The 14,571-nt window shown below is 63.7% G+C and carries 11 protein-coding genes and 1 pseudogene; 2 read left to right on the top strand and 10 right to left on the bottom strand.

Annotated features, from left to right (window positions below; translation table 11 throughout):
- Nucleotides 1-29 precede the first annotated feature (29 nt).
- The 4 genes from N0Q91_RS17830 to N0Q91_RS17845 form a co-directional block, all read right to left on the bottom strand.
- On the bottom strand, nucleotides 30-1,583 hold the full coding sequence (locus tag N0Q91_RS17830; protein WP_100672612.1) for a sugar ABC transporter ATP-binding protein: 1,554 nt from the start codon (nucleotides 1,581-1,583) through the stop codon (nucleotides 30-32).
- Nucleotides 1,584-1,695: 112 nt separating this feature from the next.
- Nucleotides 1,696-2,685, bottom strand: a complete 990-nt coding sequence (locus N0Q91_RS17835; protein WP_018098677.1) for an ABC transporter substrate-binding protein — start codon at nucleotides 2,683-2,685, stop codon at nucleotides 1,696-1,698.
- A gap of 106 nt (nucleotides 2,686-2,791) precedes the next feature.
- Nucleotides 2,792-3,811 carry an aldo/keto reductase gene (locus N0Q91_RS17840; RefSeq protein WP_275597089.1) on the bottom strand — a complete coding sequence of 340 codons (1,020 nt, stop codon included), beginning with the start codon at nucleotides 3,809-3,811 and terminating at the stop codon, nucleotides 2,792-2,794.
- Between the two features lie 60 nt (nucleotides 3,812-3,871).
- Nucleotides 3,872-5,407, bottom strand: a complete 1,536-nt coding sequence (locus tag N0Q91_RS17845) for a UxaA family hydrolase (protein ID WP_275597090.1) — start codon at nucleotides 5,405-5,407, stop codon at nucleotides 3,872-3,874.
- A 137-nt stretch (nucleotides 5,408-5,544) separates the two neighbouring features.
- On the opposite strand from N0Q91_RS17845, the gene N0Q91_RS17850 reads away from it, so the two are divergent.
- Nucleotides 5,545-6,423, top strand: a complete 879-nt coding sequence (locus N0Q91_RS17850; RefSeq protein WP_100672615.1) for a GntR family transcriptional regulator — start codon at nucleotides 5,545-5,547, stop codon at nucleotides 6,421-6,423.
- Nucleotides 6,424-6,694: 271 nt separating this feature from the next.
- On the opposite strand, the gene hpaI is transcribed toward N0Q91_RS17850, so the two are convergent.
- Complete coding sequence (gene hpaI / locus N0Q91_RS17855) at nucleotides 6,695-7,495, bottom strand: 4-hydroxy-2-oxoheptanedioate aldolase (protein WP_029959000.1); 801 nt, start codon at nucleotides 7,493-7,495, stop codon at nucleotides 6,695-6,697.
- Between the two features lie 133 nt (nucleotides 7,496-7,628).
- On the bottom strand, nucleotides 7,629-9,083 hold the full coding sequence (gene gabD, locus N0Q91_RS17860; protein WP_275597091.1) for an NADP-dependent succinate-semialdehyde dehydrogenase: 1,455 nt from the start codon (nucleotides 9,081-9,083) through the stop codon (nucleotides 7,629-7,631).
- Nucleotides 9,084-9,248: 165 nt separating this feature from the next.
- Between gabD and N0Q91_RS17865 the strand changes: the two genes are divergently transcribed.
- Nucleotides 9,249-9,845 (top strand): nitroreductase family protein, encoded by a 597-nt coding sequence (locus tag N0Q91_RS17865; protein ID WP_127710510.1) that lies wholly within the window; start codon nucleotides 9,249-9,251, stop codon nucleotides 9,843-9,845.
- Between the two features lie 97 nt (nucleotides 9,846-9,942).
- On the opposite strand, the gene gyrB is transcribed toward N0Q91_RS17865, so the two are convergent.
- The 4 genes and pseudogenes from gyrB to mltA form a co-directional block, all read right to left on the bottom strand.
- On the bottom strand, nucleotides 9,943-12,378 hold the full coding sequence (gene gyrB / locus N0Q91_RS17870) for a DNA topoisomerase (ATP-hydrolyzing) subunit B (RefSeq protein WP_275597092.1): 2,436 nt from the start codon (nucleotides 12,376-12,378) through the stop codon (nucleotides 9,943-9,945).
- 135 nt (nucleotides 12,379-12,513) lie between these two features.
- Nucleotides 12,514-12,891: a type II toxin-antitoxin system RelB family anti-toxin gene (gene relB, locus N0Q91_RS17875; protein WP_003531717.1), complete on the bottom strand. Its 378-nt coding sequence runs from the start codon at nucleotides 12,889-12,891 to the stop codon at nucleotides 12,514-12,516.
- Nucleotides 12,888-13,456, bottom strand: a pseudogene (locus N0Q91_RS17880) (Smr/MutS family protein). Before N0Q91_RS17880 ends, relB begins: the two are co-directional and overlap by 4 nt.
- Entirely contained in the window at nucleotides 13,449-14,567 is a 1,119-nt protein-coding gene (gene mltA / locus N0Q91_RS17885) for a murein transglycosylase A (RefSeq protein WP_275597093.1), read from the bottom strand. The pseudogene N0Q91_RS17880 and the gene mltA overlap by 8 nt, the downstream one beginning before the upstream one ends.
- Nucleotides 14,568-14,571 lie beyond the last annotated feature (4 nt).

A 14,571-nucleotide genomic window follows, 5' to 3' on the forward strand; every position in this document is an offset into this window, starting at 1 on the left:
TCCTCCCTGCGTCCTTCCTCATCCGGCTCTCAGGCATTGATCGCCTGCGCCAGCACTTCCTCATGGCTTGCGGCTCGGTAGTCGTGGCTTGCCACAAGCCGCCCCTGCCGGAACACATGCAGGCGATCGGCCAGCTCATAGACCTCCGGCAGGTAGGAGGAGATCAGGATGATCCCTGCCCCCTTCTCCAGAAGCCGCGCAAACAGCCGGTAGATTTCCGCCTTGGTGCCGACATCGACGCCCACGGTCGGCTCGTCGAAGATGAAGAGCTTCGCGCCGTGGCTCAGCCATCTACCGATCACGATCTTCTGCTGGTTGCCGCCGGACATGGCGGAGGCAAGCACGCGCCGCGACGGCGTCTTGATTTTCAGATCCCGGATCTGACGCTCGGCATTGGAGGCCTCCTGCGCGCGGTTGATCGTCAAGCCGCGCGTCAGCCTTTTGAAAACAGGCAAGTTGATGTTGACGCCGATCGGCAGGTTGAGGCACAGGCCCTGATCGCGGCGACTCTCCGGCGCGAGAGCGATCCCCAGGTCCATGGCCTTGCGCTCATTGGCTATCGCGACCTTTCGGCCCTGCCAGAAGATCTCTCCTTCGCTCACCGTGTTGCGCCCGTAAAGTCCGAGCGCGAATTCGCTGCGGCCGGCACCGATCAGTCCGTAGAGCCCGACGATCTCACCCGCCCTGACCGAGAGCGATATGTCGCGGAAACCGGGACCGGAGAGCCCGCGCGTCTCGACGATCATCTCGCCCGGCTGGAAACGTTCCTTGTGGTAGATCTGTTCGATCGTGCGGTTGATCATCAGAGTGATGAGCTCGGCCTCGTTCGTCTCGGAAATCGCGCGCGTGCCGACATGCGTGCCGTCGCGAAGCACCGAGACGCGGTCCGCGAGCTCGAACACTTCTTCCAGCCTGTGGCTGATATAGACGATCGTGACGCCCTCGCCCTGCAGCCGGCGGATCAGGCGGAAAAGCTGCGCCGATTCCTGTCGCGTGAGATAGGCCGTGGGCTCGTCGAAGATGAGGAACTGCGTGCCACGCATGGCCGCACGAGCAGTGGCGACCAGCTGCTGCTGGCCGATCGTCAGGCTGCCGAGTTCGGCATTGGCGGGCAGGTTGAAGCCGAGATCGTCAAGCACGCCCTGGGCCGCGCCGGTCATCGCGCGCTTGCGCATCAGCCCGCGCCGGTTCATCTCGTCGCCCAGGAACATGTTCGCCGCGACGCTCAGATGCGGGCAAAGCACCACCTCCTGGTGAACCGCGTTGATGCCGCGCGCGATCGCTTCGTTGGGCGTGGCCAGGTCGACTGTCTCGCCGCACCAGCGGATTTCTCCGGCGCTGCGGGCGATGACCCCGGTCAGGAGCTTGATCAGCGTCGATTTGCCGGCACCGTTCTCGCCGACGATCGCGTGGATTTCGCCGGATAGAAAGGTCATGGTCGCGGGCTTCAAAGCCTCGACCGCGCCGTAGTTTTTCTGCAGGCCGCGGAGTTCCAGGATGGGCTCGCCCTTCGGAACCGGATGGGCGCCCGCCGCCCTCACCTGTTCGTCATGGCGATGGCTGACCTCTTGAAGCCCTATCATGGCATTGTCCTCCACTTCCGGGATCGCAGCGGCCGATTCCCTTCGGCCGTTGCACTGTTCTCCTGAAGGCGATGCGCAGCGCCGGTCCTACGGCGCCGCGCAATCGCGCTCGTCAGTTGACCTTCGGATTCAAAAGCGCGTCGATCTTCGGCTCGCTCATATTGGCCTTGGTGACCAGATTCGCGCCGGTATCGACATTGGCTTCGACCTTCTCGCCCTTGGAGACCGCAAGAGCCGTCTTCACGCCGTCATAGCCCATGCGGTAGGGATCCTGGACGACGAGGCCCGCCAGCACGCCTTCCTTGAGGAAGCCCACGGTCTTGTCGTCGCTGTCGAAGCCGATCACCTTGATCTTGTCGCCGAGCTTGTTCTCGGCGATCGCCTGGCCGACGCCCTGCGCCATGATCAGGTTCGAGGCGAAAACGCCGACGAGGTTGGGATTGGCGGTGATCAGATCGGTCATGATGTTGAGACCGGTCGTCGCCTGACCGTCGGCATATTTGTCGGCAACTACTTTCAGGCCCGGATATTTCGTCTTGACCTGATCGAGAAAGCCTTCGCGGCGCTGGTCGAGCGAGCCGACACCCGGCAGGCTGGTGATGATCGCGATCTCGCCCTCTTCCTTGCCGGTCGCCTCCTTGATGGCGGCGGCAAGACCGTCGGCGGCTATGCGTCCGCCCTGGACGTTGTCCGTGGTCAGGAACGAGGTGAAGGCCTTCGAATCCGCCCCGGAATCGATGCCGATCACCGGAACCGATTTGGCGGCCTCGTCGACGGGCTTGCCGAGCGCCTTGAACTCCGTCGGCGCGATCACGACCGCGGCCGGCGCGCCCGCAACGGCGTTTTCCAGGATGGTGATCTGGCCGTTGATGTCGGATTCCGACTGGGCGCCGAGCTCCGGCACGTTGACACCGAGATCCTTGCCGGCGGCGCGCGCTCCCGCAAGCACGATCTGCCAGTAGAAGGAGGTGGTGTCCTTGACGATGATGGGGATGGTGACGTCCTGCGCGAAAGAGGTCGCGGGGACCATTGCGGCGACGAAAGCGGCGCCGGCCAGGGCATTGAAGGCACGGCGTGAAAGAATGCGCTTGGCTATGCTCATCGGGTTCTCCTCAGTTACACCTTGTTCCGTTATCGACCGGGTCGCCAGGTGCATGCGGCCCGGTTGCTTATGGAGAGTGGCGGCCGCCATCGAGGGCGGCGAAGCATCAGGCCCTTACCGCCTCCGGCCCCAGCTCGGGCGCGACAAGCGTATGGGGTTCGAAGGCCGCGTAATCTTCCGGCGCGATTCCGTAGCGGGTCAGTTCCATGTTCCGCTTCAGGCTCGACGGTTTGGCGGTTCCGAGCAGCACCGAGGCGACGTTGGGATTGGCCAGCGGGAACTGCAGGGCCGGGGCGGCCAGCGGCATGGCGCGCTGCCGGGCGATGGCTTCCATCGCCGCGACCTTGGCGCGCACCTCGTCGGTCGCCGGCATGTAATCGAAATGCGCTCCCTCGACCGGTCCGGTCGCGAGAATGCCGGAATTGAACACGCCGCCGACGACCAGCGAGGTGTGCTTCTTCGCGCAGAGCGGCAGGAGTTCGGCCACCGCGGAGCGGTCCAGGAGCGTATAGCGGCCGGCAAGCAGGATGCAGTCGATGTCGGCGTGGCGCATGACGTCGAGGCAGACCGGCACCTCGTTGACGCCGAGACCGTAGGCCGAAATGACGCCGCTCGATTTCAGCTCCTCGAGTGCTTTCAGGCCCGAATCCAGAAGCTGCCGCAGGTAAACGGCGTTTTTCGCCGCACCATGTGTGTAGCCGCCAATGTCGTGGACATAAAGAATATCGATTCGATTGAGACCGAGACGGGCATAACTCATCTCGACCGAACGCATGATCGCGTCGTAGCCGTAGTCATAGGTGACGTCGAAGTTCAGCGGCTTGACGTAGGAATAGTCAGGGACCTGGTTCTCGGGCACCGGGTGAAGCAGGCGACCGACCTTCGTCGACAGTACGAAGCTGTCGCGCGGCTTGTCGCGCAGGAAGTCGCCGACCCGCCGCTCGGCAAGGCCAAGGCCATAGAACGGCGCCGTATCGAAATAGCGGATACCCGCTTCCCAGGCCGCGTCGAGCGTCGCCATCGCCGCTTCACGGGTGCATTCCCGATAGAGACCGCCCAGTCCCGCGGTGCCGAAACTGTACTCCGTCACCGCAAGCGCGGTCCGGCCTATCCTTCTCGTCTGCATTCCTTGTTTTCCTCCCCCAAGGATTGCGCCCTTACATGCGTCTCGCTTCGCCCCTCAGCCTTAAAGCGTCGCCCCCAGATGCCAGGGCACGAATTCGTTGTCGCCGTAGCCGAAAAGCTCGCTCTTGGTCTTTCGGCCCGAGGCGGTCTCGATGATGAGCTCGAAAATCCCCCGGCCGAGATCGGCGATCGTCGCTTCACCCGAGGCGATGACGCCGCAGTCGATGTCCATGTCCTCTTCCATGGCCCGATAGAGCGCCGTGTTGCTGGTGAGCTTGATCGACGGCGCCGGCCGACAGCCGAAACAGCTGCCGCGGCCCGTCGTAAACGCGATCACGTTGGCGCCGCCGGCGACCTGGCCGGTGGCCGAAACCGGATCGTAGCCGGGCGTGTCCATGAAGACCAGTCCGGGCTCCGTCACGCGCTCGGCGTAATTGTAGACGGCCGTCAACGGCGAGCGGCCGCCCTTGGCGACGGCGCCCAGCGATTTCTCGAGAATCGTCGTCAGGCCGCCCCGCTTGTTACCCGGCGAAGGATTATTGTCGAGCGACGCGCCATGCATCGCCACATAGTCCTCCCACCAGGCGATCAGGCCATCGAGCTTGACCGCGACCGTCTCGTTTACCGCACGGCTGCGCAGGAGATGTTCGGCTCCGTAGATCTCGGAGGTCTCGGAAAGGATCGCCGTGCCGCCGGCGGCGGCGAGTATGTCGACCGCCGCACCGAGCGCCGGATTGGCGGTGATGCCGGAAAGCCCGTCCGAACCGCCGCATTGCAGCCCCACGATGATCTCGCTGACCGGGATCGGCACGCGCCTGGCGGCCGCGACTTCCTTGGCGATCTCGTCGAGAATGCCGAGCGCGCGCTCGACGGAACGGCGCGAGCCGCCGGCCTCCTGGATGTTGAAATGCCGCTTCTCGGCCCCGGCCCCGCTCTGGCCGTAGAGCGTCAGCTGATTGACCTCGCAGCCGAGCCCGACCATCAGCACGCCGCCGAAATTCGCGTGACGCGCATAGCCGGCGAGCGTCCGGTGCAGGTTCTTCATTCCGTCGCCCGTGGACGACATGCCGCATCCCTGGTCGTGGACGATCGGCACGAAACCGTCGATGCCTTCATATTTCGGCAGAATGCGCCTGTTCGCCTCGTCGGCGATCGCGCGACAGACCGTGGTGGAACAGTTCACGCTGGCGACGATGCCGATATAGTTGCGCGTTGCGGCCCGGCCGTCCGCCCGTCGATAGCCGAGGAACGTGCGCGCTTTGTCCGCCTCGCTGGCAGCCTCCGGCGGAACGGCGGCACCAATGGCGAGCCGACCCTGATCGAAGGCAAGGTTATGCGAATGAACGTGCTCGCCGGGCGCGATGGGGGACGTGGCGCGGCCGATCGCCTGGCCGTATTTGACCACCGGCTCACCGACGTCGATCCTGCGGATCGCGGCCTTGTGGCCCGGCTCGATGCGCGCGACCGCCGACACGCCGCCGGCCAGCCGGTCGCCCGGCGCAATCGCAGCGGTGGCGACGACGACGTTATCGTCCGGCGAAAGAAGGATCGAAGACGGTGCGGGCAAATCAAGCTCCTCCCGAACGGTTCCCCACATGTGAAAACACTGGTTCTGTCTTTTATCTACAATAGACAGATGTTCGTCAATGGCTATTATGGGCCCATTGCGGCAGTCGCGGAACGGGAGCCTCGACGTGCCGACACGAAAAACCCGAACCGGGCCGGATCCTCGCCATGGCGAAGCAGAACACCGTTTTCAAGGATGCCTTCAACCGCTGCCTGGAGCTGTTCGCGGAGACTTCCACGCTTCCCTCCGAACCGGAGCTCGGGCAGGCGCTCGGCGTCAGCCGCACGACCGTGCGCGCCATCCTGACGCGCTGCGAGGAACTGAGCCTCATCGCCTGGGACAAGCGCAGCAAGACGGTGCTGAGACGACCTGAGCCCTCGGACTACTTCCCGACCGCGGAGACCGATTCGCTTGCCGAAAGGATCGAGCGGAGCTTCATGCGCCGGATTCTGGCTGGCGGCGCCGAGCCCGGCATGCAGATCAACGAGCTCGAGCTTGCCCGCGAGATCGGTGCCGGAACGACCAGCGTGCGCGAATTCCTGATCCGCTTCAGCCGTTTCGGGCTGATCGAAAAACGGCCGAACAGCCATTGGGTCCTCAAGGGGTTCACGCGCGAATTCGCGCTCGAACTGACGGAAGTGAGGGAAATGTTCGAGCTGCGCTCGGCCGCTCGCTTCGTCTCCCTTCCCGACCAGGACCCGGCTTGGGAGGAGCTGAAGAAGATCGAGGCGGTGCATCGGGAAATTCTCGCCGACATCGACAAGCGCTACAGCGAATTTTCCGAACTCGACGAGCGCCTCCACCTGCTGGTGCACAAATCGTCCAGCAACCGCTTCATCATCGACTTCTACGATGTCATCGCCATCGTCTTTCACTATCACTACCAGTGGAACAAGGCGAATGCGCGGGAGCGCAACGCCCGGGCGCTGGAGGAGCATCTCGACTATATCGCCGCGCTGCAATCGCGCGACCCCACGCTCGCCGAACAGGCCTGCCGGCGACACTTGAAATCGGCGCGGGAGACGCTGCTCCAGTCGATTCCGTAGGTCACGATGACTGGAGCGTTTCCAGGAAATGTGTGTGACGGTTTTCCGTTCGCCGCTTGTTTGATCGCCTCATCACTGTGCTCGTCACAGGGATCCAGCCAGACCAAGTCCTTGGGCTGAAAGAACTCTTCCCGCGCCGCAGACGCGGCGCTGCTGGATCCCTGTGACGAGCACAGGGATGAGGACGGAGGAGAGATTGCCGTCCTCCAAAAAGTTTCCTACAGCCCGCGCGTCTTATGAGACGCCCTTCCCAGTCCTTGTGAGGAATCGATCAATAGCCGGATTCCGTCCGTACCGGTCCGCCCTCTCCAAGAAATTCCCGGCGCAGCCGCTCCGTTGCGCTGACGAGCAACGTAACATCTGTGCCGATCGCCATGAAATCGGCACCGAGCTCGCGATAGTCGCGCGCCTGGGCGGGATCGAGGGTCATGATCCCGCGTGCCTTGCCGGCTCTCTCGATCCGCGCGAAGGCCTCGATTATGGCTGTCCGTACCTCCGGATGACCCGGATTGCCGAGGTGCCCCATGTCCGCGGCGAGATCCGCCGGACCGACGAACAGGCCGTCGACACCGTCCAGCGCAGCGATGGCGTCGATCGCCTCGAGCCCTGCCCGGCTCTCGATTTGCAGCAGCAGACAGATCTCGTCGTTGGCGTTTTCGAGGTAGTCGCCGATGCGGCTGAAGTTGGTTGCCCGGCCGAGAGCGGCACCGACACCGCGCACGCCATGCGGCGGGTAACGCACGGCGCGCACGAGCTGCCGCGCCTGCTCGACATTGTCGACCATCGGGATCAACAGCGTCTGCACGCCGGCATCGAGGATCTGCTTGATCATGACCGCGTCGCCCACCGGCAGGCGGACGATCGGATGACTGCCTCCGCCGGCGACGGCGCGATACTGCGCAGCCAGCATGGGAAGGTCGTTCGGCGCATGCTCGCCATCGATCAGCAGCCAGTCATAACCGCTGCCGGCCACCACTTCCGCCGCATAGGGACTGGCGAGCGCCACCCAGAGACCGAGCTGAAAGCGGTTTTCGCGGATCGCCGCTTTGAAGGTGTTTTTCGGGGCGGGCATCGATTGCTCTCCTTCTGCGTCCGAGTGTGTCTGCCGCAATCTGCCGGCGGCGACCGAGTGCTTCCAAGCCTCTTACCGGCAAAAGAAAAAACCGGCCAGAACTTTCCAGCCGGTTTTTCGAGGGAGCGCCGCCTCAGGCGATGCCGCCGAGGCAGACATATTTGATCTCCATGAATTCCTCGATGCCGTATTTCGACCCCTCGCGACCGAGGCCCGAGAGTTTGACGCCACCAAAGGGTGCCTCCGCCGTGGAGATCAGGCCGGTATTGACACCGACCATGCCATATTCCAGCGCTTCCGCCACGCGGAAGACGCGGGCGAGGTCCTTGGCATAGAAATAGGAGGCAAGGCCGAATTCGGTGTCGTTCGCCTGTGCGATCACATCCGACTCGTCCTTGAAGCGGAAGAGCGGCGCCACCGGGCCGAATGTCTCTTCCCGCGCGACCGACATCGACTGGGTCACGTCGGCCAGCACCGTCGCTTCGTAGAAGGTGCCGCCGAGCGAATGGCGACGGCCGCCCTGCACCACGCGCGCGCCTTTCGCAAGCGCATCCGCGACGTGCTCCTCGACCTTCTTCAGCGCCGGCTGGTCGATCAGCGGTCCGAGGATGACGCCGTCCTCCATCCCGTTGCCGGTTTTGAGCTTGCCGACGGCCTGGGCGAGTTTCTCCGAAAACGCCTCGTAGACGCCGTCCTGCACATAGATGCGGTTGGCGCAGACGCAGGTCTGGCCATTGTTGCGGAACTTGGCGATCAGCGCGCCTTCGACCGCCGCATCGAGATCGGCATCATCGAAAACGATGAACGGGGCGTTGCCGCCGAGTTCCAGGCCAAGCTTCTTGATCGTGGCCGCGCTCTGGCGATAGAGCTCTGCGCCGACCTCGGTCGAGCCGGTAAAGGTAAGCTTGCGGACGGTCGGGTTCGAAGTCATCTCGGCGCCGATCTCGCGCGCTGAGCCGGTGATGACGCTGAAGAGGCCTTTCGGCATGCCCGCGCGCTCGGCGAGCACGGCGATGGCGATCGCCGAAAACGGCGTCTGCGCGGCAGGCTTCAAGACCATGGCGCAACCGGCGGCAAAGGCCGGCCCGGCCTTGCGGGTGATCATCGCGTTCGGAAAATTCCACGGCGTGATCGCGGCGACGACGCCGATCGGCTGCTTCATCACCAGAATGCGCTTGTCCTTCTGATGGCCAGGAACCAGGTCGCCATAGACACGCCGCGCCTCTTCCGCGAACCATTCGATGAAGCTCGCCCCGTAGACGATCTCGCCGGTCGCCTCCGCGAGCGGCTTGCCCTGCTCCATCGTCAGTATCCGGCCGAGATCGTCCTTGTTTTCGATCATCAGCTCGAACCAGCGGCGCAGCACCGCCGAGCGCTCCTTGGCGGTCCGCGCCGCCCATTCCTTCTGCACCCGCGCCGCGGCCTCGATCGCCGTTCTGGTCTCGGCGGCGCCGAGCTTCGGAACGCGGCCGATGATTTCGCCGGTCGCCGGATTGTTCACCTCGATCGCATTCTTCGGGTCGGCTTCGATCCAGGTATCGCCCACGAGAGCAGCCTGGCGAAACAGCGACGGGTCTTTCAGATTCATGTCGAGTCCTTCCTCAAAAAATCTACAGAACTTATACAGCTTTTTTCGCCGGTTCGACAATCACATGATTGCGGTTTACGGATCCTTCGCGCCCGCTGAGCTGACGCGCAGGAATGGCGATGCCTCGGACAGGCGCGTATCTGCAAGAAATAAGGATGTTCGTTCGTGACAGAAATCAACCATAGAAGAGCCGATCACCCCATCCACTCGATCTTTCTGGAGCGCTGGTCGCCGCGCGCCTTCACAGGCGAGGAGATCGGAGAAAAGGATCTGCTCGCGCTCTTCGAAGCCGCGCGCTGGGCGCCGTCGGCCAGCAATCTTCAGCCCTGGCGCTTCGTCTACGCCCGCCACGGCACCGAGCATTTCGCTCGCCTGCTGTCGACGCTCGACGAGGGCAATCAGCGCTGGGCGAAAAACGCCTCTGCCCTGGTCATCATCCTTTCGAAGACTCACAGGGTCACATCGACCGGCGAGCTGAGGCCGGCCTATACGCACGCATTCGACACGGGAGCGTCCTGGTTCGCGCTCGCGCTGCAGACGCAGCTCGCCGGATGGCATGCCCATGCGATGGCGGGGGTCGACAGAGAGAAGGCCATGCAGGTGCTCGGTGTTCCGGAGCACTACCGGGTCGAGGCAGCCGTCGCAATCGGCAGGATTGCGGATCCTTCTACCCTGCCGGACGATCTGCGGGAACGCGAAAAGCCAAGCCAGCGCAAGCCCGTCAGCGAATTCGTCTTCGAAGGACGTTTCACGGGCGAATGATTCGCGAGCGATCGAGCTTCCGAAAGACGAGAGCAGGGCGTGGATCGCCTTGCTCGCGTCGGAACCATGATCAAAGTGCTGCGCCTATACGTGCGCGTCAGATATCGAGATTGGCGACGCTCAGTGCGTTTTCCTGGATGAAGTCGCGCCGCGGCTCCACTTCGTCGCCCATCAGGCGCGAGAACAGACCATCCGCATCCGTCGCATCGGTAACCTTGACCTGCAGCAGCGAACGGACGTTCGGATCGAGGGTCGTCTCCCACAATTGCTCGGCGTTCATTTCGCCCAGGCCCTTGTAGCGCTGCATGGTGAGCCCCTTGCGGCCGGCGGCGAAGATCGCGTCGAGGAGGGCGCGCGGACCGCTGATCTCCTGCGTGCCGTCGCGGCGGCGCAGCACCGGCGGAGCGCCATAGACCTCCTTAAGCCGAGCCTTGAGCTGATCGATATGGCGTGCATCCGAAGAACCGATCAGCGCCATGTCGAGCACGGCCGCTTCCTTGACGCCGCGCACCATGCGCTCGAGCTTCAGCCCGCCTTCCGCCGTCACCGTTGCCTCCCATCCGCGTTCGGTCTCTTCGGCGATGACATCCAGCCGGCGGGCCACTTCGGCGGCGATCAATTGATATTCGTCGCGCTCGCCGTTGAGTTCCACGTTGAGCGCTCCGGCGATGGCAGCCTGCTCCACGACCGAGCGATTGTAGCGGGAGTGGAGCCCATCCATCAGCGAGCGCAGTCGCAGCGCATCGTTGATGACCTCGCGGAGATCCTGGCCGACGCGCACTTCGCCCGAAGCGAGTTCGAGCGACGCCTCCTCGAGGCCCATGTTGATCAGATAATCTTCAAGCGCCTTCTCGTCCTTGAGATACTGGACGGACTTGCCGCGGGCCACCTTGTAGAGCGGCGGCTGGGCGATATAGAGGTGGCCGCGCTCGATCAGCACCGGCATCTGCCGGAAGAAGAAGGTGAGCAGCAGCGTGCGGATGTGGGCGCCGTCGACGTCGGCGTCCGTCATGATGATGATCTTGTGATAGCGCAGCTTGTCGGCGTTGAACTCGTCACTGCCGATCGACGTGCCGAGCGCGGTGATCAGCGTGCCGATTTCCTGGCTCGACAGCATCTTGTCGAAACGCGCGCGCTCGACGTTGAGGATCTTGCCGCGCAGTGGCAGGATCGCCTGGTTTTCACGCGAGCGGCCCTGCTTGGCCGAGCCGCCTGCCGAGTCGCCCTCCACCAGGAAGAGTTCGGATTTGGCCGGGTCGCGCTCGGAACAATCGGCGAGCTTGCCGGGCAGCGACGAGATGTCGAGCGCACCTTTTCGGCGCGTCAACTCGCGTGCCTTGCGCGCGGCTTCGCGCGCGGCGGCAGCTTCCACGACCTTGCCCACGAGAATCTTGGCATCGGAAGGATGTTCTTCGAGCCAGACGCTCAGGGCCTCGTTGACCAGGCTTTCGACGACGGGGCGAACTTCCGAGGACACCAGCTTGTCCTTGGTCTGCGAGGAGAATTTGGGATCGGGAACCTTCACCGACAGCACAGCCGTCAGGCCCTCGCGGCAATCGTCGCCCGTGAGCGATACCTTTTCCTTCTTGGTGATGCCGGACGTGTCGGCATAGGAGGTGATCTGACGCGTGAGCGCGCCGCGGAAGCCGGCCATATGCGTGCCGCCGTCGCGCTGCGGAATGTTGTTGGTGAAGCACAGCACGTTCTCGTGATAGCTGTCGTTCCACCACATTGCCACTTCGACGGTGATGCCGTCCTTCTCGCCGCGGATCGACACCGGCTTCTGCACGAGCGGCTTCTTCGCCCGGTCCAGATAGGCGACGAAGGCCTCGAGACCGCCGTCATACATCATTTCTTCCCGACGAATGTCGGAATGGCGCTTGTCGGTCAGCACGATGCGGACGCCGGAATTCAGGAAGGCGAGCTCGCGCAGGCGATGCTCGAGCGTACCGAACTCGAACTCGATGTTCGAGAAGGTCTGTTCGCTCGGCGTGAAGGTGACCTCGGTTCCGGTCTCGCCGCCGGCGTCGCCCGTTACCTTGAGCGGCCCGTCGGCAACGCCGTGGGTGAAGCTCATTTCGTGGATCTTGCCCGACCGGCGGATCTTGAGCTTCAGCGACACGGAGAGGGCGTTGACGACCGACACGCCGACGCCGTGCAGGCCACCGGAGACCTTGTAGGAATTCTGGTCGAATTTTCCGCCGGCATGAAGCTGCGTCATGATGACTTCCGCCGCCGAGACGCCTTCTTCCCGGTGGATGTCCGTCGGTATGCCGCGACCGTTGTCCGTCACCGTGACGGAACCGTCGGGATTGAGCGTGACCGTTACGATGTCCGCATGGCCGGCAAGCGCCTCGTCGATCGCGTTATCCACGACCTCGTAGACCATGTGGTGCAAACCTGAGCCATCGTCGGTGTCACCGATATACATGCCCGGGCGCTTACGCACTGCATCGAGGCCTTTCAGCACCTTGATGGAATCGGCACCATATTCGGCGATTGCGCCGGCTTCGGTCTCAGAAATATCGGTCATTCGGGCTCAGATCTTTCCAGGTTTTCGGACGTCGCGATTCATTGCGAATCACAGCGCGAGATGCCTCGCGGACTATAGAAAATTTGTCCAATTGTTCCAAATCCCGGACGCGAAGATCGCGGCCGGGATGGGCTTTCATCCCCTGTCCTTATCAGGAAATGTGGCTTTTTCCAAAACATCTTCCAGTGCCCGAATCGTCTCCGCCGACAGTCCGCGAATCTCCATGCTCAAACGGTTGGCGAAGGCAGTGTGACCGGGCGGAAGGCCGGACGTGTCGAGCACGACTTTCGGATCTGAAAGATGCGCTATCCGGAAGAGTTCGTCGGCCTCATCCCAGATCACGTTGAAATAGCCGGCAACGCGCTGGAGGAAGTCGAAGCTCGGCGCTCCCCGCTTGCCGTGTTCGAGAGCCGAGAGATAGGCGGGCGAAACCCCTATTGCAGCCGCCATCTCTTTCTGAGACACGCCCTTGCGCCGGCGAAGTTCGCGCACGGCCTCGCCGAAGGGAGTCATGAGGCGCCGCCTCCCTTCGCCCGCGCCAGCCGCACATAGAGCGCGCCCTCGCCGCCGTGATTGCGGGCTGCCGGTTCGTAGGACGATATCAAGGGCCGGAACTCGGGAAGCGAGAACCAGAGCGGCACGGCTCGCTTCAGGGCGCCGTCGCTGCCGAGCGACGTCCCCTTGCCGGTGATGACGAGGACATGCCTCAAGCCGCGGTCGCGCGCCCTCAGGAGGAACTGCAGCAGTAGTCCGTGTGCCTCGCTCTGGATCATGCCGTGGAGATCGATCCTAGCCTCGAGCGTCAGCCGGCCCTTCGCCAGTTTGCGTTTGACCGGCCGCTCCAGCGGATGATGAGGGGGTGTTCTGCCTTGTCGCGGCTGAGTGAAAAGCCCCTGCCGGCCCTTTCGGGCGTGCTCGAGGGAGGCGTCGCCTCCGGGCCAGGTACAGCCTTGATTTCCGCGGTCCCGCCCAGCAGCTCCTCCAGAGCGTCCAACCGCCCGGGCATGGGCCGCGCCGAACGCGCGACCTTCCCCCAGAGAATGCGGTCCTCGGTGGAAAGCTTCTTGTCCTTAGCCATGGCTGGACTGCGCGCGATATCGGGCCGCGGCCGCGCGGGGCACGAAAATGAAGAAGTCTGCGTCGTTGCGCACGGAACCCGCGAGTTTCCCCGCCCGGTCGCCGGAGCCCGTGAAGATATCGCCGCGCGCCGGGCCGACGATGGCTGAGCCGGTGTCCAGCGCGAGCATCAGGCGCCCGAAGGGATGTCCGCCGTCGAGATGGAGCAGGGTTTCGCTCGCGACGTAGAAAGGAACGCCGAATGTATGGATGAGGCGGTCGACAGCAAGCGAGCGTCCCGGCTCCAGCGGTACCTTGGCAGCCGCCACGGGGCCGAGCCCCTCTTCCTCGACCGGCGCCTCGCGGAAAAAGATGAAGGACCGGTTATGCCACAGAACCTCGTCCGCCTTGTCGGCATGGGCCGCCAGCCAGTCGCGAATGCTCGCCATCGACACGGTGGCGGTGTCGATCTCGCCGCGATCGATCAACAGCTTCCCGACGGCGGAAAAGCGATGCCCGGTTTTGGCGGCATAGGTGATGCGGCGGCGCGATCCGTCCGGATAGATCAGCCGCGCGGCGCCCTGCACATGGACGAAGAACACGTCGACTTTGGAGCGGGCATAGGCGATTTCCAGACCGCGGCCGGCGAGAAATCCTTTTTCGATCGCGCGTCGGTCCGGATATTCCTCGATCCTGCCGTCGCGACGGCGGCCGAAGGCGAAATATGGGTCCATTCCTGCCGGCCGGTTTATGTCGTCGATATCGATGAGGTCCGAGGGACGCCGGTAGAAGGGAAAGCGGAACTCCGCATCCGGCTCAGCCCGTACCTCGACCTCGGGTTCGTAGAAAGCGGTGACGAAGCCGGTCCTTTTACCTTCAGGGCGGATTCGGAACGGAACGAACTGGGCCTCGAAAAATCCGCGTGCGGCGGCCGCATCGGAGAAATCGCTGCCTGCCGCGTCGAAGGCGGGCAGGAGGTCGGCGACCGAAATACCGAGCGAGCCGGTCTTGTACGCCTTCACCTCCGTTACATGCCGGTGACAGCGCCGAAGCGAAGCGATCACCGGCGCCGGGTCGTCCACAGACCAGCCGGGCAGCTCCGAATAGGAGACCGGCTCGAGATGAAAAGTCATGGCC

Source organism: Sinorhizobium prairiense (genome assembly GCF_029201645.2).
In the GTDB taxonomy this organism is placed as follows: Bacteria; Pseudomonadota; Alphaproteobacteria; order Rhizobiales; family Rhizobiaceae; genus Sinorhizobium; species Sinorhizobium meliloti_A.